The sequence below is a fragment of the Embleya sp. NPDC001921 genome (assembly GCF_053594475.1).
In genome coordinates, this window is sequence record NZ_JBSFEO010000017.1 from 74,234 (window position 1) to 94,653 (window position 20,420).

Here is a 20,420-nt window from a genome sequence, read left to right on the forward strand (position 1 = left end):
CGCGGTCTCACCTTCCGGCGCGGGGTGTGCTCGCGTCCGGCGGGGCGGCTGCACGGGTGCCGCTCTGCCGTTCGTGGCCGCGTGGGGCGGCCTCCCGGGCGCGTGTCACGTCGGTCCCGGACCTGGCGCCCGGTGGCTGTGCCACCTGTGGCCCGGAGGCGTGCGCGTGCTCGGGGAGGGTGTTCTCCTGCCGGTCGTCCTGCGGTGGACCGGGTCGAACGTACTGGGCGATGCGGGCGCGGTGTCAACATCGCACTGACCTGCACGGATGTGGTATCGGTGCAGGTCAGGGCCCGGGGTGGTGCGGCACTGGTGTGGGTGGTGTGCGCCCGCCGGGTGGCGCAATCGTTCCCCTAATGGGTCTCGTCGCGGCTTCCGCACCCCTTGCGCACGTGCCTCGCGACCCGGTCCCGACCCGATCGCGATCCGGTGCCGGCCCGTTTCCGGTCGTGTCGGGCGGCGGGGACGGTCGGCGTGTCGCGCGTTGCGGGCTTCCCGGGTTGTTGTACACGGGTCGGGGCCCGACGCGCGAGCGAGACCCCGAGGCGCGTTCACCCACATCGGTGAATCCGGCCGTCGCCGGCGTCTCGGTTCAGGCCACGCAGGTCGCCCCGGAGAAGCCCGCGTAGGCGCCGGGTCGGCTGCGCTCGGTCTCCCCCACCGCCGTGGCCAGTCGGCGGATGGCCTCGGTCAGCGTCGCCGGATCGTGCGCGTACGGCAGTCGCACGTGGTGCTCGAAGGTGCCGTCGGTGCCGAAGTGGGTGCCCGCCGCGATCCGCACGCCGTGCCGCGCCGCCGCCTCGGTCAGGGTCAGGCTGGAGGTCCCGTCGGTGCGCACCCACAACGACAGACCGCCCACCGGCATCGCGAAGGTCCAGTTCGGCAGCCGGTCGGCGAGCGCGTCGGCGAGGGCGCCTCGGGCGGTGCGCAGCGCGGGCAGCCGGCTCTCCAGGATGGTGTCCTCGTGGTCGGTGATCAGGTGGTGGGTGACCAGTTGGTCCAACACGGGCGCGCCGACGTCGAAGGACGCGCGGGTGGCCGCGATCCGCCGGACCAGGTCCGGGGTGGCCCGGATCCAGCCGATCCGCAGGCCGCCCCAGAAGGTCTTCGACGTCGAGCCGATGGTGACCACGTTGTTGGTCCGGTCGAACGCGGCCATCGGCAGCGGCCGGTCGCTCGGGTCGATGTCCAGGGCCAGGTCGAAGCACGTCTCGTCGACGATCAGCGTGGTCCCGGTATTGCGCGCCAGGTCCACCAGGGTGCGGCGGATGCCCGCGTCGGCGAGGTGGCCGGTCGGGTTCTGGTAGTCCGGGATCAGGTAGGCCAGTCGGGGCGCGGCGGTGCGCAGCGTGTCGCGCCAGGTCTCCGGGTCCCACCCGGTGTCCGTCATCGGCACCGGGACCAGCCGGTTCCCGGCCTGCCGGATGGCGTCCAGCACGTTGGCGTACGTGGGCGATTCGACCGCGACCCGGTCGCCGGGGCCGGCCAGCGTGCGCAGGACCAGGGTGACCGCGGCGAGCGCGCCGGGGGTGACCAGGATCTGGTCGGGTGTGGTGGGCACGCCGCGCCGGGTGTAGCGCTGGGCCAGCGTGTCGCGCAGGACCGGCAGGCCGCCGGGCAGGTAGCCGTGGCCGGTGGTGTAGGTGGGCAGCGAATCGGTGGCGTCGGCGACCGCCTGGTGCAGGGCCCGGCCGGGGCCGGGCAGGGCCGCGACGCCGAGGTCGATCACGCCGGTGGTGGTGCTCGGGCTCAGTCCCTTGGTGGGGATCTCGGTGTGCGTGCCGGGCAGGGTGGTCCAACTGCCGGAGCCGCGCCGGCTGGTCAGGTAGCCGTCGGTGCGCAGGAGTTCGTACGCGGCGGCGACCGTGGTGCGGCTGATGCCGAGTCGGTCGGCGAGGCCGCGCTCGGCGGGCAGGCGCGCGGTCAGCGGGATCCGACCGTCCAGGAGCAGCGCGCGGATGCGATCGGCCAGCGTGCGGTACGCCGGGCCGGTGCGCGCCGCGGACTGGGTCGTGGTGGTCCAAGGGTGCAGGAGGTCGGCGAGGCGGGTGCTGCTGACGGTCAGGTGAGGCGCGCTCATCAGTCCACTCCTGTCGAATTGGCTATGGAACCGTGATCCGGTGTCGACGATTCTTTCACCGTTGGCTCTTTTTTGGCAGTCCGGTAAAGAACGAGGTGCACGGTGGCTTGGTCGTGGGTCCGGCGCTTGGTCCAGTTGTATGCGGGACTCACGCTCTACGGGTTCAGCATGGCGTTGATGATCCGGGCCGAGCTGGGCCTGGATCCGTGGGACGTCTTCCATCAGGGCCTCGCCGAGCGCACCGGATGGAGCTTCGGCGTGGTGACGATCGTGGTCGGCGCCGCGGTACTGCTGCTGTGGTGGCCGATGCGGCAGCGGCCGGGCCTGGGCACGGTGAGCAACGTGTTCGTGATCGGCATCGCGGTGGACGCGTCGCTGCGGTGGCTGCCCGCGCCGGAGGCGCTGGGTTGGCGGGCGGCCTTCCTGGTCTTCGGGGTGGTCCTGAACGCGGTGGCCGGCGGCGCCTACATCGGCGCGCGGCTGGGCCCGGGACCCCGGGACGGCCTGATGACCGGGCTGGTGCGGCGGACCGGGCGCTCGGTGCGGCTGGTCCGGACCGGCATCGAGGTCACCGTGCTGGCGGTGGGCTTCGTGCTGGGCGGCTCGCTCGGCCTGGGCACCGTGCTGTACGCGCTGGCGATCGGCCCGCTGGTGCAGGTCTTCCTGCCCCTGCTGACCGTCCCGGAGCGACCGCGGGCGACCGAGGTCGCGCCCGGCGCGGCGGGGTCGGGCGGGCCGGCACGCCACGGGACGCCGGAGCCGACCCCGGCCGGTTAGGGCGGGCCTCGGGAGCGGCCCCGGGGCCGCTCCGGGGCCGGCGTCCGCGATCGTGCTCACGCCTGCTCGAGAGCTCCCTCGGCCGTGTACACCGCGGTGCCCCGCACCGCCGTCCGCAGGCAGCGCGGCAGCGGCAGGTCGGGGGCCAGGTCGGGCAGCCCCGGGGTGCCCGAGCGCGGGTCGGTGGACCAGCCGGAGAGCCGGCTGTCCGGCGCCTGCACGACCAGTTCGGTGGTGTCCCACACCGCGTAGGTGGCGGGTGCGCCGGGCACCAGGACGCCGGCGTCGTCCCGGCCGACCGCGCGGTGGCCGCCTCGGGTGTGCGCGGCGAACGCGGCGCGCACGCTGATGCGTTGCCCCGGGGTGCGGTGGAAGGCCGCGGCGCGCACCGTGCCCCACGGGTCGAGCGGGGTCACCGGCGCGTCCGACCCGAACGCGAGTGGTACGCCGGCGGCGCTCAGCGCGGCCAACGGGTTCATCAGCGCGGCGCGTTCGGCGCCCAGGCGGCGGACGTACATGCCGTCCGGGCCGCCCCACGCGGCGTCGAAGGCGGGCTGTACGGAGGCGGTCAGGCCCAGTTCGGCGAAGGCCGCGACGGCTTCGGCGTCGAGCAGTTCGGCGTGTTCGACGCGGTGTCGCAGCGCGCGGAAGGCCGCGCCGTGCGGGCCCTGGATCAGCGCGCGGGCGGCGGCGGTGACCGCGCCGATCGCGGCGTCGCCGATCGCGTGGAAGCCGGCCTGGATGCCGGCCCCGGTGCACGCGGCGAGGTGCTCGGCGACCTGCTCGGCCGCCAGGTGGGCCAGGCCGGTGCCGGCGCCGGGGTCGTCGGAGTAGGGCGCGTGCAGGCACGCGGTGTGCGAGCCGAGCGAGCCGTCGATGAACAGGTCGCCGCCCAGTCCGTGCGCGCCCAGGTCGGCGCGCAGGGTGCGGGCGTGCTCGGCGTCGGCGGCGAGCGCGCCCCAGTAGCCGACCACGTCCGGGCCGGCCTCCTCCCGGGCCAGTGCCAGCAGCGCCCGGAAGTCGGCCTCGCCGGCGATCTCCGGTCCGCCGCACTCGTGCAGCGTGCCGATGCCCAGCGCCGCCGCCCGGGCCCGCGCGACCCGCTGCGCGGCGACCCGATCGGCCGCGGTCAGCGCGGCGTTGGCGGCGGCCCGCGCGACGTGGTGCACGGTGCCCGCCAGGGGCGCGTCGCCGTGCTCGCCCGGGACCAGCGCGAGCAGCGCGGGCGAGCACGCGGCGGAGTGCACGTCGATCCGGGAGAGGTAGACGGTGGCACCACCTGTGGCCCGGTCCAATTCGGCCGGGGTGGGCGGCCGTCCCTCGGGCCACGCGCTGTCGTCCCAGCCGTGCCCGAGCAGCACGTGGCCGGCCCCGTACAAGCCGCGCCGCTTGGCGTGGTCCTCCACCGCCGAGAGCGCGTACGCCAACGAGGGCGCGCCGGTCAGGTCGAGGCCGGTCAGCGCGAGGCCGGTGGCGGTGGCGTGCACGTGCGCGTCCACGAACGCGGGGGTGACCAGGGCGCCCGCGAGGTCGAGCACCGCGTCGACGGCGTCGACGTGGGCCGCGGCGGCTCCCTCGGCGCCGATCCAGGCGATGGTGTCGTTCTCGACGACCATGGCGGTCGCGAAGGGATCGGCCGGACTGTGCACGGCGCCGTTGCGCAGGAGGAGCGTGGTCATGACCACCAGTGTGGCCCGCCCGGCTCCAACCCCTGGCCGGAGGTCACCCCTTCGGGGGTGTGATCCGCGCCGCGCACACCCGCTCGGGTCCGGGCGGCGTTGTCGACGGCCGCCCTCCACGCGGCTTCTCCCGGACGGGCGCGGGCGGTTCGCTCGGGATCGCTCGGGCGCTTCGTTCGGGTTCGGGGCGGGCGGGTGCGCTCAGAATCGGGGCGCGCGGGCCTCGTAGGGCGTCGACAACACCACCGTCGTACGGGTGGACACGCCCGCCTGGAGCCGGATCCGGGCCAGTAGCGTCTCCAGGTCGCCGGGGGTGGCGACGCGGACCTTGAGGATGTAGCTCTCGTCGCCCGCCACGCTGTGACACGCCTCCAGCTCCTCGAGGTCCGCCAGGCGCTCGGGAGCGTCGTCGGGGGCGCTGGGGTCGATCGGCTTGACCGAGATGAACGCGGTCAACGGCAGCCCGATGGCCTCGGTGTCGACCACGGCGGCGTAGCCGCGGATGACCCCGCGTTGTTCGAGTCGGCGCACACGCTGGTGTGCGGCCGAGGTGGACAGGCCGGTGGCCTTGCCCAGGTCGGTGTAGCTCATCCGCCCGTCGAGCAGGAGCAGTTTGACGATCTGTCGGTCGAGGTCCTCCACACGATGAACCTATGGCATGGCGGCCTCGCGTGGCGTCGCGCGGGCGGTTAGGAGGCCTTCGGCGGGCCCGGCGGCCGGCCCGGCGCGGCGCGGGCACCGGGTCGATCGGCGATCGGGGTCGGTCGTCGGTGGCCGTGGTTACAGTGCCCCCATGGCCGACCAGGACCGTGCTCCCGCGCTCGATCAGCTCGACCGTGCCCTGCTTCGGGTCACCGCGCGGGCCGATACTTCCGCCGCGCGGGCTCGGCAACTGCGTTGGGTGGTGGGCGAGTTGCGTCGGGCGCTGGTCCAGGAGGGCTTCCCGCCCGAGGCGCGCGGCTCGCTCGCGGCTCTGCTGTCCGCCGATCCGATGCGGCGTTATCTGGAGTTGGCGGGCAGCGGCCGGTTGCGCACCCGCGCGGTGGCCGGCGACGGCGTCTCGACGACGTCGAGCATTCGGGTGCGGATGGACTGCCTGGAGATCCTGGCCCGGGCCGGATCGGTGCCGATCGCCTTGCCCGAACGCCCCGCGATGCCCGAACTCAAGCCGCCGGTGGGCGCCCGGCAGCGCTCGTTGCTGCTGGACTGGCTGACCGCGCACGCCGATCGCTCCGGCGCCGACCCGGGCCGGGTCCGGCTGTTCGCGCTGATCGGCGTCGTTTTGGACACCGGCGCCAGGGCGGGCGAGTTGTGCGCGCTGCGGCTGAGCGACCTGGCGCCCGACGAGCGCACGGTGCGCATCGTGCGGCGCCCGCAGGCGCGCTCGGTCAACCCGGCGGTGACCGAGGTGCTGCCGCTCTCCGGCCCCACCCGCGCGGCGCTGGCGCGCTGGTTGGACGTACGCGAGGAACTGGTGCGGCATGTACAGGGGTCGGTGGCCGCGGTGTGGGTGTCGGTCCGCGGCAACCACGCCGGCGTGCCCGATCGGGACGGGAACTCCCGGCGCCGGCCGGTCGGGATGCCGCTGATGCCGCGCGGGCTCGCCCGCGCCTATACGCGCACGGTGGTGCAGTTGAACGTGGACATGGCCGGGCGGCCGGGATGGGAGCCGATTCCCTATCGGCTGGAGCAGTTGCGGCGGGCGGTCGAGTTCGAGCCCGTGCCGGGGGCGGAGGCCGCGGACGGCGCGGGGGCGTGAGCGGGTTCGGCCGCGCCGACCGAGAGCGCCGGCCGGCGCGGCCCGACCGAGGACGCCGGCGCGGCACGGCGCGCCGGCCCGGCCGGTGGCGATGCCATCCGTTTCGCGCGTCGCGCGAATTGGGTTCGGATGAGTACTGCAACGTTCCGGTCGGGCGCACTATCGTCGGCGGAGCGCGCCGTCACCGCGGCGCTGTGGCGACAGGGGGAGCCCCATGAGTATCGCCGTGGACGTGCCCGCGGGCACCGGGGCACGCGGTCCGATCGCGGACTTCGACGACACGTTCGAGTTCGAGCCGGACGGGGACCCGTCCGCCGCCGCGACCGCGCGTCGGGCGTGCCCGGAGTGTGCCGTCGTACTGGTCGTGGACGTGGCCGCCGACGGGGCGACGGTGCCGGATCACGCGGTGTGCCCCAGCGCGCGGGATCCGTTCGGGATTCGTTCCTGCCCGGGCTCGGGCGCGGTGTTCGGGGACACGCCCGACCGGGCCGGCTCCGCGACGCCCGAGCCGCCGCGGCCGCGGCCCGCGGTCACGGTGTTGCCGGCGGGCCTGGACTGGCGGGCCCAGCCGTTCTCGCACACGTGGTGAGCCGGCGGGTCCCGGTCCGAACCCGGGCACCGCTGCGCGCGACGCGCGAAGCCGACCGCGTCCGCACGGGGCCGGCCGCCTCGCGCGGCGCACGAAAGCCGGCCGGCCGCGCCGCTCATTCCCCGTTGCCGACGGCCCCGCCCTCGTAGGCACCCATCGTCCGCACGAACATCGCCCGATCCTCGGGCGAGAGCGGGTCGAAGGCCCGACGCCACGCGTCGGCGCCGTTCGCCAGCCAGCTCTCGATCGCGGTCCGGGTCTGCGGGTCCTCGGTGATCGCCACGATCGACCGGCGCCGGTCACCGGGGTCGGTGTGCCGCTCCAGCACGCCCTGCCGGCCGAGGTCGCCGACCATCAGGCTGACCGTGGTCGGGGCCACCTCCAGCCGCGCGGCCAGGTGGTTGACCGACATCGGGCCGTCGAAGAGCAGATAGGCCAACAGCGACAGGTGTCGCGGGGCCAGGTTCATCGACTGCAACCGCTCGGGGATCCGGGTGCGCTTGAGCCGTGCCGCCACCCTGGGCATCAGCAACAACATGGCCCGAATCGCCTCGTCGGTGCTCAGGCCATCCTCGGCCGAGGCCCCCGGGGTACGCTCCCTCGTCACGCCCGCCGCCTCCTCGTCCTCGACCCGCGCGGCTTCGGATGCCGGGCGCGATCCCCCGGATCCCGCAACCGTACCCGACCCCCGCCGCCCGATCCGGAAGGCCGCGATCCGCCCCGCGCCGACCCGCCCGCTGCCCGTCGCCGGCCCGCCCCGGCCGCGGGCCGCCCGCCGGCCGGCACCGCCGGATCATCCGTGCAGCAGCAAGTCCCGGGCGATGACCATGCGTTGGATCTGATTCGTGCCCTCGACGATCTGCAGGCACTTGGCCTCGCGCAGGTAGCGCTCCGCCGGGAAGTCGGTGGTGTACCCGTAGCCGCCCAGGACCTGTACGGCGTCGACCGTCACCCGCATCGCGGCGTCCGTGCAGAAGAGTTTGGCCATCGCCGCCTGGCGGCCGAACGGCCGGCCCGCGTCGCGCAGTCGCGCGGCGGACAGGTACAGCGCGCGGCCCGCCTCGATCGCGGTGGCCATGTCGGCGAGCATGAAGCGGATGCCCTGTTTGTCGGCGATCGGGCCGCCGAACTGCGAGCGGCTCTTGGCGTAGTCGCTCGCCAGGTCCAACGCGGCCTGGGCAACGCCGGTGGCACACGCGGCGATGCCCAACCGGCCGCAGTCGAGCGCGGCCAGCGCGATCGGGAAGCCCTGGCCCTCGTCGCCGATCCGCCGCCGCGCCGGGATCCGGGCGCCGTCGAGGTGGATCTGCGCGGTGGGCGAGGACCGCATCCCCATCTTGTGCTCGGGCGCGGCGGCGGACAGGCCCGGCGTGTCGGCGTCGACCAGGAACGCGCTGATCCCGCGCGAGCCGTCGGGCGAGGTACGGGCGAGCACGGTGTAGAAGTCGGCCACCCCGCCGTGCGTGATCCACGCCTTGGTCCCGGTGAGCACGTATCCGTCGGTCGCGGCCAGGGCCTTGGTGCTCAGCGCCGCGGCGTCCGAGCCCGAGTGCGGCTCGGACAGGCAGTACGCGCCGAGCAGGTCGCCGGACAACATCGCGGGCAGGTGCGCGGCCCGCTGCTCCGGCGTACCGAAGGTCGCGAGCGGGTGACACGCGAGCGTGTGCACCGACACCCCGAGGCCGACCGCCAGCCAGCCGGCGGCGAGTTCCTCGAGCACTTGGAGGTAGACCTCGTACGGCTGATCGCCGCCGCCGTATTCCTCGGCGTACGGCAGCGACAACAACCCGGCGGCGCCGAGGGTCGCGAACACCTCGCGCGGGAAGCGTCCGGCGGCCTCGTCGGCGGCGGCCCGAGGGGCGATCTCGCGAGCGGTGATCTCCCGGGTGAGGTCGAGCAGGGCACGGGACTCGTCGGTGGGCAGAGTGCGCGTGAGGGCCATGGGACGTCCTTCCGTGCGGTCCGGAGGTGGCCGGATCCGGCGGTGGCCGGCGGCGGACCGGGTGGGGTTCGCCCCCCGGCCGTTGCGCACGATCGTACGGCGCCGCCCCCGCCCTCGCCCGACACCGACGCGGCCCGCGCCCCGAACGCCGGCCGGCGGCGGCCGGATCCGGGTTCGCGGGCGGCGGGCCGCGACCGGCGGCACCACGAACGGACCTACACCACGGCCAACCCGTGCGGACGCACGTTCATCGGGTCGGCGCCGCTCTCGCCGCAGACCACGATGTCCTCGATGCGCGCGCCGTGCGCGCCGGGCAGGTAGATGCCGGGCTCGATCGAGAACGCCATGCCCGGCTCCAGGGGCAGCGTGTTGCCCTGGACGATGTACGGGTCCTCGTGGCTCTCCATGCCGATGCCGTGACCGGTGCGGTGGATGAAGTACTCGCCGTAGCCCGCCTCGGTGATGATGTCGCGACCGACCGCGTCGAGTTGCTCGCAGGTCAACCCGGGCCGGACCGCCGCGAGTTGGGCGGCCTGGGCGCGCTCGAGCACGTCGTAGTAGCGGCGGAACTCGGCGGGCGGTTCGCCGACGCTGTAGGTGCGCGTCTCGTCCGAGCAGTAGCCGTCGGCGGTGGTGCCGCCGATGTCGACGACGACCACGTCGCCGGTCTCGATCACCCGGTCGGAGAGTTCGTGGTGCGGGCTCGCGGCGTTGGGGCCGGAGCCGACGATCACGAAGTCCACCCGCACGTGGCCCTCGGCGATGATCGCGTCGGCGATGTCCGCGCCGACCTCACGCTCGGTGCGGCCCGCCCGGAGCCAGTCGCCCACGCGCGCGTGCACCCGGTCGATCGCCGCGCCGGCCCGGCGCAGCGCCTCCACCTCGGCGGCCGACTTGCGCATCCGCAGTTCGCGCAACACCTCGCCGGCGAGCGACTGTTCGGCGTCGGGCAGGGCGGCGCGAAAGGCGAGCACCTTCTCCGCCCACATGTGGTTGTCCAGGCCGACCCGGGCCGCGCCGCGCGGCAGTCGGCCCGCGATCAGCGCGTACGGGTCCTCGGTCTCGCCCCAGCCGGCCACGTCGATGCCCAGCGCTCCCGCGGGCGACGCGAGGGCGGCGGGCTTCTCCAGGCCGGGTACGACGAGGAAGGGTTCGGCGCCGACGGGCACCACCAGGCAGGTCAGGCGCTCCAGCGGAAGCGCCTCGTAGCCGGTGAGATAGCGCAGGTCGGCGCCGGGCGAGATGAGCAGGGCGTCCAGTCCCGCGTCGGCGGCTGCCTTTTGAGCGCGGCCGAGGCGGTCTGTGGGGTGGAGGGCTGCGTCGTGGGTCACGCGCCCAACATATGACACGTCACACGGCCCCGGGCAAGGCCGCGTTTCAGCCGGCCCCGGTACGGGCCGCGTCGATCGCGGCGCGCACCGCGTCCCACAGGTCGGCGCGGGCGCGCAGCGAGACGGTGACGGTGCCCGCGCTCTCGCGCCACGCGCGGGCCGGGTCCGCGGTGGCGGCGCACAACCGGCCGAGCAGGCGCAGCGCCATCGGGCCGTGGTCGTCCCCGTCCACCTCGATGTGCCGGGCGAGGTATTCGCCGAACACCGCGAGCCGGCCCTCGTGCAGGTCGTCGAGCGCGGTGAGGTGGTCGAACATGCGCGGGATGAGTTCCTCGCGGCCGAGCGCGAAGGACGCGGCGACGCAGTGCAGTGGCGCGTGCTCGACCACCTGCCACGTGCGCGTGACGAACGCGGCGGCCCCCGCGGGCGCCCCGCACGCGGCGACCGCCTCGGGCACCGGGACCCCGTCCGCGAGCAGGCTCAGGAAGCGGCGGGCCGGTCGGGTGTCGGCGCCGGCCCCGTCCATCGCGGCGAGGTAGAGCTCGAAGTGGCTGAGCGGGCCCAGCGAGGTGGTGTCGCTCTCCTCGCCGAGCACGATCTCGTTGACCATCCGCCGGATCTCCGCGTCGCCGCGCGGCACCCACGGGATCTCCACGCAGGTCAGGTGCCGTTGCAGGCTCTTGAGCAGGGACATGAAGTCCCAGACGGCGAACACGTGGTGCGCCATGAACACCCGGATCGCGGTGAGGTCGGTGAGCTCGCGGTAGACGGTGTGCCGGAGCACGCGTTGCCGCACGGGGGCGGTCTCGCCGAGCAGCCGTGCGATGGGGTCGGCGCTTGCCGCGCGCGCGTGCGGGACGGTGGTGTCGATCGTGCCGATGGTGCCGGTGAGCGTGCTGGGGTCCATGGTTCCTCGCGTGTGGTCGGCGGCTGCGGCTACCGATCGTAGAGAGATCGCTACGCGTCGAAACATTTGTCGCGCAATTCCCGGCGCGCGGGGCACGCGCGTGCCATGATGCGCGCCGCGCGCGCGAGGGCCGCCGAACGACCGCGGCTTCGGGTGGAGTTCGGGGGGCGTCGAGTGGCTTCGGGTCCTGCTCCGGTCAGTCCTGGGGGGCCAGCTTCGCGGCCTCGTCCGGGGTCAGGCCCCAGGTCCGAAGCAGGGCCGCGTCCAGGCGGCCGCCGGCGTCGCCGACGAGCGAGGGCGTGCCCGAGAAGCGGGGAGCCGGCGCGGGCTGGAGGATGCCGTCGGAGCGCACGAAGGTGTCCCGGGCCCGGTTGTGCGGGTGCTCGGCGGCCTCGTCCCAGGTGAGCACCGGGGTCACGCACGCGTCCGTCGACGCGAAGACCGCGGTCCACTCGTCCCGGGTACGGCCGGCGATCACGGCGGCGAAGCGCTCGCGCAGGAGCGGCCAGCCCGCCCGGTCGTTCTGCCCGGGCAGGTCCTCGTCGGCGAGCCCGAGACCGGCCAACAGCAGGGCGTAGAACTGCGGTTCGATCGCGCCGACGGCGAGGTGGCGACCGTCGGCGGTGGTGTACACGTCGTAGAACGGAGCGCCGGTGTCGAGCAGGTTCTCGCCGGGCTCGCCCGCCCAGCCGCCGATTCCGCGCATCCCGTGGATGAACGCGCTCAGCGTCGCCGAGCCGTCCGTCATCGCCGCGTCGACGACCTGCCCCCGCCCGGTCGTACGCGCCGCCAGCAGCGCGGCCAGGATGCCGAAGGCGCAGAACATCGCGCCGCCGCCGTAGTCGCCGACCAGGTTCAGCGGCGGCACCGGGCGCTCGCCGGCGCGGGCGAAGGAGTGCAACACCCCGGAGATCGAGATGTAGTTGATGTCGTGCCCGGCCTGCGGCGCGAGCGGCCCGTGCTGGCCCCAGCCGGTCATCCGGGCGTAGACCAGCGCCGGGTTGCGCTCCAGGCAGGTGTCCGGCCCCAGCCCCAGCCGCTCGGTGACGCCGGGGCGAAAGCCCTCGATCAGCACGTCGGCACCCTCGACGAGCCGCAACACCGAGTCGCGCGCGGCGACATCCTTGAGGTCGACCTCCAGCGTGCCCAACCGGCCGCGCCCGACCACCATCGAGGGCATCGTCGCGCCACCGGGCCGGTCCACCCGGATGACCCCGGCCCCGGCGTCCGCCAACATCATGCCGACGAACGGCCCGGGCCCGATCCCGGCCAGCTCGACCACCTTGACGCCATCCAGCGCACCCATGCCCACTCCCCACGCCACGCCCGATTGCCTGGCACAGTCAAGCAGACCGCCCGCGCCGTGTCGCGTGCTCGGGCCGGCCCGTTGCGCCGTGCCCGCGCCGGGGTCGGCGCGCCGGGGGCACCCGCCCGCCCGCCGGTGTCAGCGTCCCTGCATGCGCACGATCTGGAGCGCGATCATCAGATTCAGCCGCAGGTGCGGGTCCTGGGTGAACGGCCCGAGCAGGCGCTCGAGTTTGGTGATCCGATAGCGCAGGGTGTTGTAGTGCACGTAGAGCCTGCGGGCGGTCTCGGCCACGTTCAGGTTCGTGTCCAGCAGCGCCTGCAACGTGTTGCGCAGGTCCGCCGCCTCGGGATCGCGCGGATGCGCGAGCGAGCGCAACGCCTCGCGCGCGAAGCGGTCCAGCTCGCCCGGGTCCGGAATCAGGCTGAGCAGGCGGAAGACGCCGAGTTGATCGAAGTCCGCCACCGCGCCGGGTCCGTGGATGCGCCGGCCCGCCGCCACCGCGCGCCGCGCCTGCTCGTACGCGGCCGGGAGCGCGTCCAGCGATTCCGCCGGGCGGCTGATGCCGGTGGTGAACGAGCGGATCAGCGTGCCGCAGTCGGCGTGCACCACGGCGGCGAGTTCGGCGACCACGCGCGCGGACCGGCCGTCGTCGGGCGCGCCGAGCAGGGCCACCACCTCGCGCGGGTACGCCGCGACGGCCGCCTCGGGGGCACGCGCGCCCAGCACCGTGGACCACGCCAGGGCGAGCGCCTCCTGGCCGGCCCGGATCGCCCGCGCGTCGCCGCTCGCCGCGGGCGGATCGGGCTCGGCGACCACGACCAGGAGCGGGCCGCTGGGCAGCGCGGCCCAGCCGGCGAGGTCGGTGCTGCGCCCGGTCAGCAGATCGCGCATCAGGTCGCTGCGGTACTTGACGTCCGAGGCGGCCTGCGCGAGTCGACCCGCCAGGCCGATCGCGGTCTCCACGAGCGGACGCCCGGCCTGACGCACGACCTTCGCGGGAGCGGCGGCGGCGGACGCGGCGGGGCCGGCCTGCGCGGGCACCGGCCGCGGGTCGCCGCCCGCGTCCCACGCCGTCGAGGCCCCCGCGACCCGAGCCCTGGGCACCAGTCCCGGTTCCGGCGCGCTGGCCCCGCCGCCGACCGCCTTGCGGCGCCGCGGCGGCAGCCGTCGCGGCGCGGCGCCCGCCACCGCCGCGCGGCCGCTCCCGCCACCACTCTTGTCACCGGGACGAAGCGATGGTTCGCCCCCGGCTGCCGTTCCGCCCGCGTCCCCGAGGTTGCCCATATACCGACCGTAGCGTTACGAACACACGCGCGTCAGCACCACGGAGAGCGCGTGGGCAGTGCACTCCCGGAGTGCGCGGGGCGCACGATCCCCGATCGGGGCCGATTCACGAAGATCACGTTCCGTCCGGAGATTTCCCGGCGTGGCGTCCTTGACCGTTGTGTCCGGATCGCCATAGCTTGCGGTCCAGCGGCAGTGCCGGACCCCCTCGCCGGCCCCGCGTCGAGACGAAGCCTCCGGCCGTTCCCCCGCGGCCGGAGGCTTCCTCGCACCGCGCCGGGTCGATCGGCGCCCGCCCCCGGATCCGCGGGCCCCCACGTCACCACCGGCACGCGCCCGACGGCGGCACTCACCACCCCAAATACCTTTCGCCCCTCGGATTGCCGGGCCCCGCTCGGTACGATGCGCGGGGACGAAACGCGTGGCGACGCGGACACCATCCGTGACCGCCTCGCGCGAGAGCGCGTGACGGGCAGCGGAACGGGAGAGGCTCTAAGGGGCGTCGCCGATCGGGCGGAATGGACGCACCGGGATTCATCGGCAGCGGGCCGACATCCTCTCGAAGTCCCCTCGGGGACACGGGCACGCGGAGAGGACCGGCCGGGGGAAGGGGGGTCCACCGTGGGACAGACCGATCGTGGCGCACGTACCGGAAGTCCGGCCGAACTGGCCTGGTTGCGCGGCATGGACGCCTACGTCGCCGGCGAATACGGCCAGGCGGAGGTGCAGTTCCGGGCCGCGGTCGAGGCCGACCCGGGCATGGCCGACGCGTGGCTGGGGCTGCACGCGCTCAAGGTGGAGGTGGCCGCCGCGGTGGTGGCCATGCACACCCATCGAGAACGCTTCGGCGAGCAACGCGCGAAATACGGCCGACCGCTCAACTCCTGGTACTGGCTGGGCTGGTGGGTACAACTGGTCCTGGAGACCCCGCGCGACCTGGCCCTCGCGCACGCCTCGCACTGGTTGGACGGGCGCCATCTGCCCGAGCTGGACGCGGCGTTGGCCCTGTGCCCGCCCGCCGAACAGGACGCGGCCACCCGGTTCCTCCTCGCCTGCCGCGCCTATCTGGGCAAGGACTGGCAACAACTGCTCCGCCACACCGCCGGCCTGGACGACGACGCGCTGCTCGGCGTCGAGGCGGGCCTGTTCGCGGGCATGGCCCGGGTGCGCCTGGGGCTGTACGCCAAGGCCGAACAGGTGCTCGCCACCGCCCTGGTGCGCTGCCGCTCGGAACACCCGCAGCGCAAGGAGCTGCGCTACTGGCTCGCGCGCGCGTACGAGGAGACCGGTCGCACCCCGGCCGCGCTGCCGCTGTACCGCGCCGTGCACCAGGCGGACCCCTCGTTCATGGACACCGCCGCGCGGCTGTCCTCGCTGGCGGCCGGCGAACCGCTGGACGAGTACGGCGGGATGACCGCGCGCCTGGCCGGTCCCGTGGTCGGCCGGGGCCCGCTCCCGGACGTGTTGCCGCCGATACCCGCGACGGCTCCCCCGCCGGCCGGGCCGCCGCCCGCCGCCGAGGTCGAGCGCGAGCCGGACCCGATCCCGGACGGCGTCGACGTCGAATCCCAGCCCGACCCGGACAACCGGGCGGCCGGCCGATCCGCGCCGATGCGCCCCGCCGCCGCCCCCGAGGAACTCGCGCTGGTACTGGCCGAATTGGAGTCGATGGTCGGCCTGGAGCCGGTCAAGCGCCAGGTACGCGCGTTGTCCGCGCAGATGCGGATGGCCCGGCTGCGCGAGGCGCAGGGCCTGCCCGCGCAGGCCCCCAAGCGGCACTTCGTCTTCTCCGGCCCCTCCGGCACCGGCAAGACCACCGTCGCCCGGCTGCTCGGCCGGGTCTTCGCCGCGCTGGGCCTGCTGGAGAGCGACCGCCTGGTCGAGGCCCAGCGCTCCGACCTGGTCGGCGAGTACCTGGGCCAGACCGCGGTCAAGACCGGCGAGTTGATCGACTCGGCGCTGGGCGGCGTGCTGTTCGTGGACGAGGCGTACGGCCTGACCAACGTGGGCTACTCCAAGGGCGACGCGTACGGCGACGAGGCGCTCCAGGTGCTGCTCAAGCGGGCCGAGGACGACCGGGACCGGCTGGTGATCATCCTGGCCGGCTATCCGGAGGGCATGGACCGGCTGCTCACCTCGAACCCGGGCCTGATGTCGCGGTTCACCACCCGGGTCGAGTTCCCCTCCTACGGCGCCGAGGACCTGGCCCGGATCGCCGAGGTGATGGCCGCCGGCGGCGGCGACACGTGGGACGAGGACGCGGCGGCCGAGCTGCGCAGCATCACCGGCCACGTGCGCGAACAGGGTTGGATCGACGAGTTGGGCAACGCCCGCTTCGTCCGCACCCTGTACGAGAAGTGCTGCATGTACCGGGACGTGCGGCTGGTGGAGCTGGCGGAGGGGCCGGACCTGGCCGAGCTGACCACGCTGCGCCTGTCCGATCTCTTCCAGGCATACGGGGACCTGGCCGACGGCCGGGGATAGCCGGGGCAGGCACGGGTAGGGCTATCCGATCATCGCTTCTCGACCGCCGGGCGGGCGCGGCGGCACGCGCCGGGCCGCCGGTCGAGCAGGACGAAAGGGTCTCCCGTGGCCAAGCAGAGCGTCGCCGAGCAGTTCGTGGACATCCTCGCCCAGGCGGGGGTGCGCCGGTTGTACGGCGTGGTGGGCGACAGCCTCAATCCGATCGTGGACGCGGTGCGGCGCAACGCCGCGATCGACTGGGTGCACGTACGGCACGAGGAGGTGGCCGCGTTCGCGGCCGGCGCGGAGGCGCAACTGACCGGCACGCTGGCCGCGTGCGCGGGCAGTTGCGGCCCGGGCAACCTGCACCTGATCAACGGCCTGTTCGACGCGCATCGCTCGCACGCCCCGGTGCTGGCGCTCGCGTCGCACATCCCCAGCGGCGAGATCGGTACCGCGTTCTTCCAGGAGACACATCCCGAACGACTGTTCGTCGAGTGCAGCCACTACAGCGAGATGATCGGCACCCCCGAGCAGATGCCCCGGGTGCTGCAGTCGGCGATCCGGCACGCGGTGGGCCTGGGCGGGGTGTCGGTGGTCACCCTCCCGGGCGATGTCGCGGACCGGCCCGCGCCGGAGAACGCCTACCGGCCGGCGCCGCCCGTGTCGCTCCCGACGGTGCGCCCGGCGGACGCGGACCTGGCCGCGCTGACCCGGATGATCGACGAGGCCGGGCGGGTCACCCTGTTCTGCGGCGCGGGCACGGCGGGCGCGCACGAGGAGGTGATGGCCTTCGCCGACCGGATCAACGCGCCGGTGGGACACGCGCTGCGCGGCAAGGAGCACATCCAGTACGACAATCCGTTCGACGTGGGCATGTCCGGACTGCTGGGCTACGGCGCCGCGTACGAGGCGATGCACGAGGCGGACCTGCTGATCCTGCTGGGCACCGACTTCCCGTACAACGCCTTCCTGCCACAGGACGTGGCCACCGTGCAGGTGGACGTACGACCCGCGCACCTGGGTCGGCGCACGAAGCTGGACCTGGCGGTGTGGGGCGACGTACGCGAGACGCTGCGCGCGCTGACCCCGATGGTCCGGGCCAAGACCGACCGCAGGTTCCTGGACCGGATGTTGCGCAAGCACGCGGACGCGCTCGAGGGCGTGGTGAAGGCGTACACCCGCAAGGTGGACAAGCACGTGCCCATCCACCCCGAGTACGTCGCCTCGATCCTGGACGAGGAGGCCGCCGACGACGCGATCTTCACCGTCGACACCGGCATGTGCAACGTGTGGGCGGCGCGCTACCTGACGCCGAACGGGCGGCGCCGGGTCATCGGTTCGTTCTCGCACGGCTCGATGGCCAACGCGCTGCCCCAGGCGATCGGCGCGCAGTTCCTGGACCTGGACCGGCAGGTGGTGTCGATGTCCGGGGACGGCGGCTTCTCGATGCTGATGGGCGACCTGCTGACCCTGGTGCAGTCCGCGTTGCCGGTGAAGATCGTGCTGTTCGACAATTCGTCGCTGGGGATGGTCGAGCTGGAGATGATGGTCGCCGGGCTCGAGCCGTTCGGGACCACCAACAAGAACCCGGACTTCGCCGCGATCGCGCGTGCGGCGGGCGCGTTCGGGGTGCGGGTGGAAAAGCCCAGGCAGGTCCGGGCCGCGCTGCGCGACGCGTTCGCGCACCAGGGCCCGGCGCTGGTGGACATCGTCACCGATCCCAACGCGCTGTCCATCCCGCCGAAGATCACCGCCGAGCAGATCCAGGGCTTCGCCCTGAGCGCCGGGCGCACGGTGCTGGCCGGCGGCGTCGGCCGGATGGTCCAGATGGCCAGGTCGAACCTGCGCAACGTGCCGAGGCCGTGAGCGGGCGGGCCGGGCCGGCGTCGAGGAAGCGGCGGGCCGTCTAGCTCGCCTCGGCGCCCGTGCCGTACTTGTCCACCAGGTCCCGGAGCTCGCGGGTCGCGGTGATCGCGTCGGCCTTGCCGTTGGAGGTCTGGATGCCCATCACCGCCAGCGTGTCGCCGTTGGACATGTCGATCTGCGCCCACGGGTCGCCCTGGCGCAGGTAGACCCGGACGATCTGGGCCCACTCCAGGTGCGTGGTGCGCAGCAGGTTGACCACGGTCACCCCGCTCGCCGCCGCGACCACCTTCGGTCGGCCGAGCATCAGCATCGCGGCCAGGCCGAGCACGCCGGTGAGCGCGACGCCCATCCGCGAGCCGAACCCCCAGCCGCCCTCCTCCGGCAACATCAGCGCCAGCACGCACAACCCGACCAGGATGACCGCGCCGAGCACGGCGGTGATGAGACGACTGCGCTTCGCGTACCAGGTGCGCGGGAGGTCGGCGGCGGGAGTGGTGGCGCTCATGGCGGAACGGTTCTCCGGTGGGGTGAGGGTGGTCGGTCCGCCCGCGCGCGCGGCGGGAACGGACCGACCGGGTGTCAGAGGCGGCAGGCGTGGATGCCGGTGACCAGGATCGCGCGGGCGCCGATCTCCCACAGGTCGTCCATGATCTGCTGGGCGTTCTTGCGCGGGACCATCGCGCGCACCGCCACCCAGCCCTCGTTGTGCAGCGGGCTGACCGTGGGCGACTCCAGGCCCGGGGTCAGGGTGACCGCCGCCTCCACCCGCTCGACCCGGATGTCGTAGTCCATCATCACGTAGCTGCGCGCGACCAGGACGCCCTGGAGCCGGCGCACCAGTTGCTCCAGCGCGGCCGAGGTCTCCGCGCCGGCCCGGCGGATCAGCACCGCCTCCGAGCGCAGGATCGGCTCGCCGAACACCTCCAGGCCCGCCTGCGCGAGCGTGGTGCCGGTCTCCACGACGTCGGCGATCACGTCCGCGACGCCCAGTTGGATCGCGGTCTCCACCGCGCCGTCCAGCTTGACCAGCGCGGCGGCCTCGATGCCGTTGTCGGCGAAGTCGCGCTCGACGATCCCGATGTAGGAGGACGCCACCCGCAGCCCGGCCAGGCCCTTCTTGCCCTGCCCGTCCAGCTCCCGGGCCAGCGCGGCGGGCGCGGCGTAGCGGAAGGTGGCCGGCGCCAGCCCCAGTTGCAGGATCTCCTCGGCCTCGGCGCCCGAGTCCATCAGCAGGTCGCGCCCGGTGATGCCGGCGTCGAGCCGGCCGGAGCCGACGTAGATGGCGATGTCGCGCGGGCGCAGGAAGAAGAACTCGACGTTGTTGTCGGGGTCGGTCAGCACCAGTTCCTTGGAGTGCTTGCGCTGGCGGTAGCCCGCCTCATGCAGCATCGCCGACGCAGGCTCGGAGAGGGAACCCTTGTTGGGGACGGCGATGCGCAGCATGGAATGACCCTTCGGGAGGTGCCGAACGAGGTTGCGGTACGGCGGCGCCCCCGGCCCGGACGACGGGCCGGGGACGGCGGATGTCACAGGTGAGCGTATACGTCCTGCAGCGAGATGCCGCGAGCGACCATCATCACCTGGAGGTGGTAAAGGAGCTGGGAGATCTCCTCGGCGGTGCGGTCGGCGCCCTCGTGCTCGGCGGCCATCCACACTTCGGCGGCCTCCTCGACGACCTTCTTGCCGATCGTGTGCACACCGGCGGTGACGAGCTCGACCGTGCGCGAGCCCTCCTGACCGGAGGCCGCCTTGGCCCGCAGCTCGTCGAAAAGCTCTTCAAACGTCTTCATGGTGCCCATCGCGTGGTTGTGGGTGGCATGGCGCGTGCGACCTGTCGGTGCGTCGATCAGGCCGAACGCCGCGGTTCGGAGAGCGTACGCAACGCCATCGCGGTCGCGACGGCCGCCTCCACCGCTTCGCGGCCCTTGTCCTCGCGCGAGCCGGGCACGCCGGCCCGGTCCAGGGCCTGCTCCTCGGTGTCGCAGGTGAGCAGTCCGAAGCCGACGGGAACGCCGGTGTCCAGCGCGACCCGGGTCAGGCCGTCGGTGGCGGCCGAGCACACGTACTCGAAATGCGGGGTCCCGCCGCGGATCACCACGCCGAGCGCGACCACCGCGTCGTAACCGCGCCCGGCCAGCGCCTTGGCGAGCACGGGCAGCTCGAACGCGCCGGGGGCGCGGATCAGCGTGGGTTCGGTGATGCCCAGCTCGCTCAGGGCCTTGAGGGCCCCGTCCACGAGTCCGTCCATCACGGCGGTGTGCCACTGCGCGGCGACCACGCCCACGCGCAGGTCACGGCAGCCCTCGACGGTCAGTTTCGGGGCTCCTGCGCCACTCATGTCTGTCGGTGTCCTTCGGCTGGAACGGCTGAAAGCCTGATTGCGGTGGTCAAGTAGGGCGAATCGAGCCCCGGGGTGCCGGCGCGGGTTCGC

The 20,420-nt window shown here is 74.0% G+C and carries 18 protein-coding genes; 5 read left to right on the plus strand and 13 right to left on the minus strand.

Annotated elements, in window-relative coordinates; translation table 11 throughout:
- Positions 1 to 592: 592 nt before the first annotated feature.
- Entirely contained in the window at positions 593 to 2,080 is a 1,488-nt protein-coding gene (yczR, locus tag ACWCPW_RS20980) for a MocR-like transcription factor YczR (protein WP_449763092.1), read from the minus strand.
- A gap of 102 nt (positions 2,081 to 2,182) precedes the next feature.
- Here yczR and yczE point away from each other — a divergent pair, with 102 nt between their 5' ends.
- Complete coding sequence (gene yczE, locus ACWCPW_RS20985) at positions 2,183 to 2,857, plus strand: membrane protein YczE (protein ID WP_449763093.1); 675 nt, start codon at positions 2,183 to 2,185, stop codon at positions 2,855 to 2,857.
- 56 nt (positions 2,858 to 2,913) lie between these two features.
- Here yczE and ACWCPW_RS20990 read toward each other — a convergent pair whose 3' ends face one another.
- Both ACWCPW_RS20990 and ACWCPW_RS20995 read right to left on the minus strand, forming a co-directional pair.
- On the minus strand, positions 2,914 to 4,536 hold the full coding sequence (locus tag ACWCPW_RS20990; RefSeq protein ID WP_449763094.1) for an amidohydrolase: 1,623 nt from the start codon (positions 4,534 to 4,536) through the stop codon (positions 2,914 to 2,916).
- 201 nt (positions 4,537 to 4,737) lie between these two features.
- On the minus strand, positions 4,738 to 5,178 hold the full coding sequence (locus ACWCPW_RS20995) for an Lrp/AsnC family transcriptional regulator (RefSeq protein ID WP_395865692.1): 441 nt from the start codon (positions 5,176 to 5,178) through the stop codon (positions 4,738 to 4,740).
- Positions 5,179 to 5,329: 151 nt separating this feature from the next.
- Here ACWCPW_RS20995 and ACWCPW_RS21000 point away from each other — a divergent pair, with 151 nt between their 5' ends.
- Together ACWCPW_RS21000 and ACWCPW_RS21005 are read left to right on the plus strand one after the other, a co-directional pair.
- The gene (locus ACWCPW_RS21000) at positions 5,330 to 6,295 is read left to right on the plus strand and encodes a tyrosine-type recombinase/integrase (protein ID WP_449763095.1); all 966 of its coding nucleotides are present in this window, start codon (positions 5,330 to 5,332) and stop codon (positions 6,293 to 6,295) included.
- Positions 6,296 to 6,509: 214 nt separating this feature from the next.
- The gene (locus ACWCPW_RS21005; protein ID WP_449763096.1) at positions 6,510 to 6,884 is read left to right on the plus strand and encodes a hypothetical protein; all 375 of its coding nucleotides are present in this window, start codon (positions 6,510 to 6,512) and stop codon (positions 6,882 to 6,884) included.
- 115 nt (positions 6,885 to 6,999) lie between these two features.
- On the opposite strand, the gene ACWCPW_RS21010 is transcribed toward ACWCPW_RS21005, so the two are convergent.
- The 6 genes from ACWCPW_RS21010 to ACWCPW_RS21035 all read right to left on the minus strand — a co-directional run bounded on the left by ACWCPW_RS21010 (position 7,000) and on the right by ACWCPW_RS21035 (position 13,657).
- Positions 7,000 to 7,491: a MarR family winged helix-turn-helix transcriptional regulator gene (locus tag ACWCPW_RS21010; RefSeq protein WP_449763097.1), complete on the minus strand. Its 492-nt coding sequence runs from the start codon at positions 7,489 to 7,491 to the stop codon at positions 7,000 to 7,002.
- A 186-nt stretch (positions 7,492 to 7,677) separates the two neighbouring features.
- Positions 7,678 to 8,826, minus strand: a complete 1,149-nt coding sequence (locus ACWCPW_RS21015; RefSeq protein WP_449763098.1) for an acyl-CoA dehydrogenase family protein — start codon at positions 8,824 to 8,826, stop codon at positions 7,678 to 7,680.
- A gap of 215 nt (positions 8,827 to 9,041) precedes the next feature.
- The gene (locus ACWCPW_RS21020) at positions 9,042 to 10,157 is read right to left on the minus strand and encodes a M24 family metallopeptidase (protein ID WP_449763099.1); all 1,116 of its coding nucleotides are present in this window, start codon (positions 10,155 to 10,157) and stop codon (positions 9,042 to 9,044) included.
- Between the two features lie 46 nt (positions 10,158 to 10,203).
- Positions 10,204 to 11,064: a DUF3050 domain-containing protein gene (locus tag ACWCPW_RS21025; RefSeq protein WP_449763100.1), complete on the minus strand. Its 861-nt coding sequence runs from the start codon at positions 11,062 to 11,064 to the stop codon at positions 10,204 to 10,206.
- A gap of 196 nt (positions 11,065 to 11,260) precedes the next feature.
- Positions 11,261 to 12,370 carry a CaiB/BaiF CoA transferase family protein gene (locus ACWCPW_RS21030; RefSeq protein ID WP_449763101.1) on the minus strand — a complete coding sequence of 370 codons (1,110 nt, stop codon included), beginning with the start codon at positions 12,368 to 12,370 and terminating at the stop codon, positions 11,261 to 11,263.
- A 138-nt stretch (positions 12,371 to 12,508) separates the two neighbouring features.
- Complete coding sequence (locus tag ACWCPW_RS21035) at positions 12,509 to 13,657, minus strand: PucR family transcriptional regulator (protein WP_449763102.1); 1,149 nt, start codon at positions 13,655 to 13,657, stop codon at positions 12,509 to 12,511.
- A 684-nt stretch (positions 13,658 to 14,341) separates the two neighbouring features.
- Here ACWCPW_RS21035 and ACWCPW_RS21040 point away from each other — a divergent pair.
- A complete protein-coding gene (locus ACWCPW_RS21040; protein ID WP_449763201.1) occupies positions 14,342 to 16,141 on the plus strand; it encodes an AAA family ATPase in 1,800 nt (599 codons plus the stop codon).
- Positions 16,142 to 16,246: 105 nt separating this feature from the next.
- Positions 16,247 to 17,989, plus strand: a complete 1,743-nt coding sequence (locus tag ACWCPW_RS21045) for a pyruvate dehydrogenase (RefSeq protein ID WP_449763103.1) — start codon at positions 16,247 to 16,249, stop codon at positions 17,987 to 17,989.
- A 40-nt stretch (positions 17,990 to 18,029) separates the two neighbouring features.
- Here ACWCPW_RS21045 and ACWCPW_RS21050 read toward each other — a convergent pair whose 3' ends face one another.
- From ACWCPW_RS21050 to ribH, 4 genes are all read right to left on the minus strand, one after another.
- A complete protein-coding gene (locus ACWCPW_RS21050; RefSeq protein ID WP_449763104.1) occupies positions 18,030 to 18,494 on the minus strand; it encodes a PH domain-containing protein in 465 nt (154 codons plus the stop codon).
- 74 nt (positions 18,495 to 18,568) lie between these two features.
- Positions 18,569 to 19,432, minus strand: a complete 864-nt coding sequence (gene hisG, locus ACWCPW_RS21055) for an ATP phosphoribosyltransferase (RefSeq protein ID WP_402232268.1) — start codon at positions 19,430 to 19,432, stop codon at positions 18,569 to 18,571.
- 83 nt (positions 19,433 to 19,515) lie between these two features.
- A complete protein-coding gene (locus ACWCPW_RS21060; protein WP_449763105.1) occupies positions 19,516 to 19,779 on the minus strand; it encodes a phosphoribosyl-ATP diphosphatase in 264 nt (87 codons plus the stop codon).
- Positions 19,780 to 19,835: 56 nt separating this feature from the next.
- The gene (gene ribH, locus ACWCPW_RS21065) at positions 19,836 to 20,327 is read right to left on the minus strand and encodes a 6,7-dimethyl-8-ribityllumazine synthase (RefSeq protein ID WP_449763106.1); all 492 of its coding nucleotides are present in this window, start codon (positions 20,325 to 20,327) and stop codon (positions 19,836 to 19,838) included.
- Positions 20,328 to 20,420 lie beyond the last annotated feature (93 nt).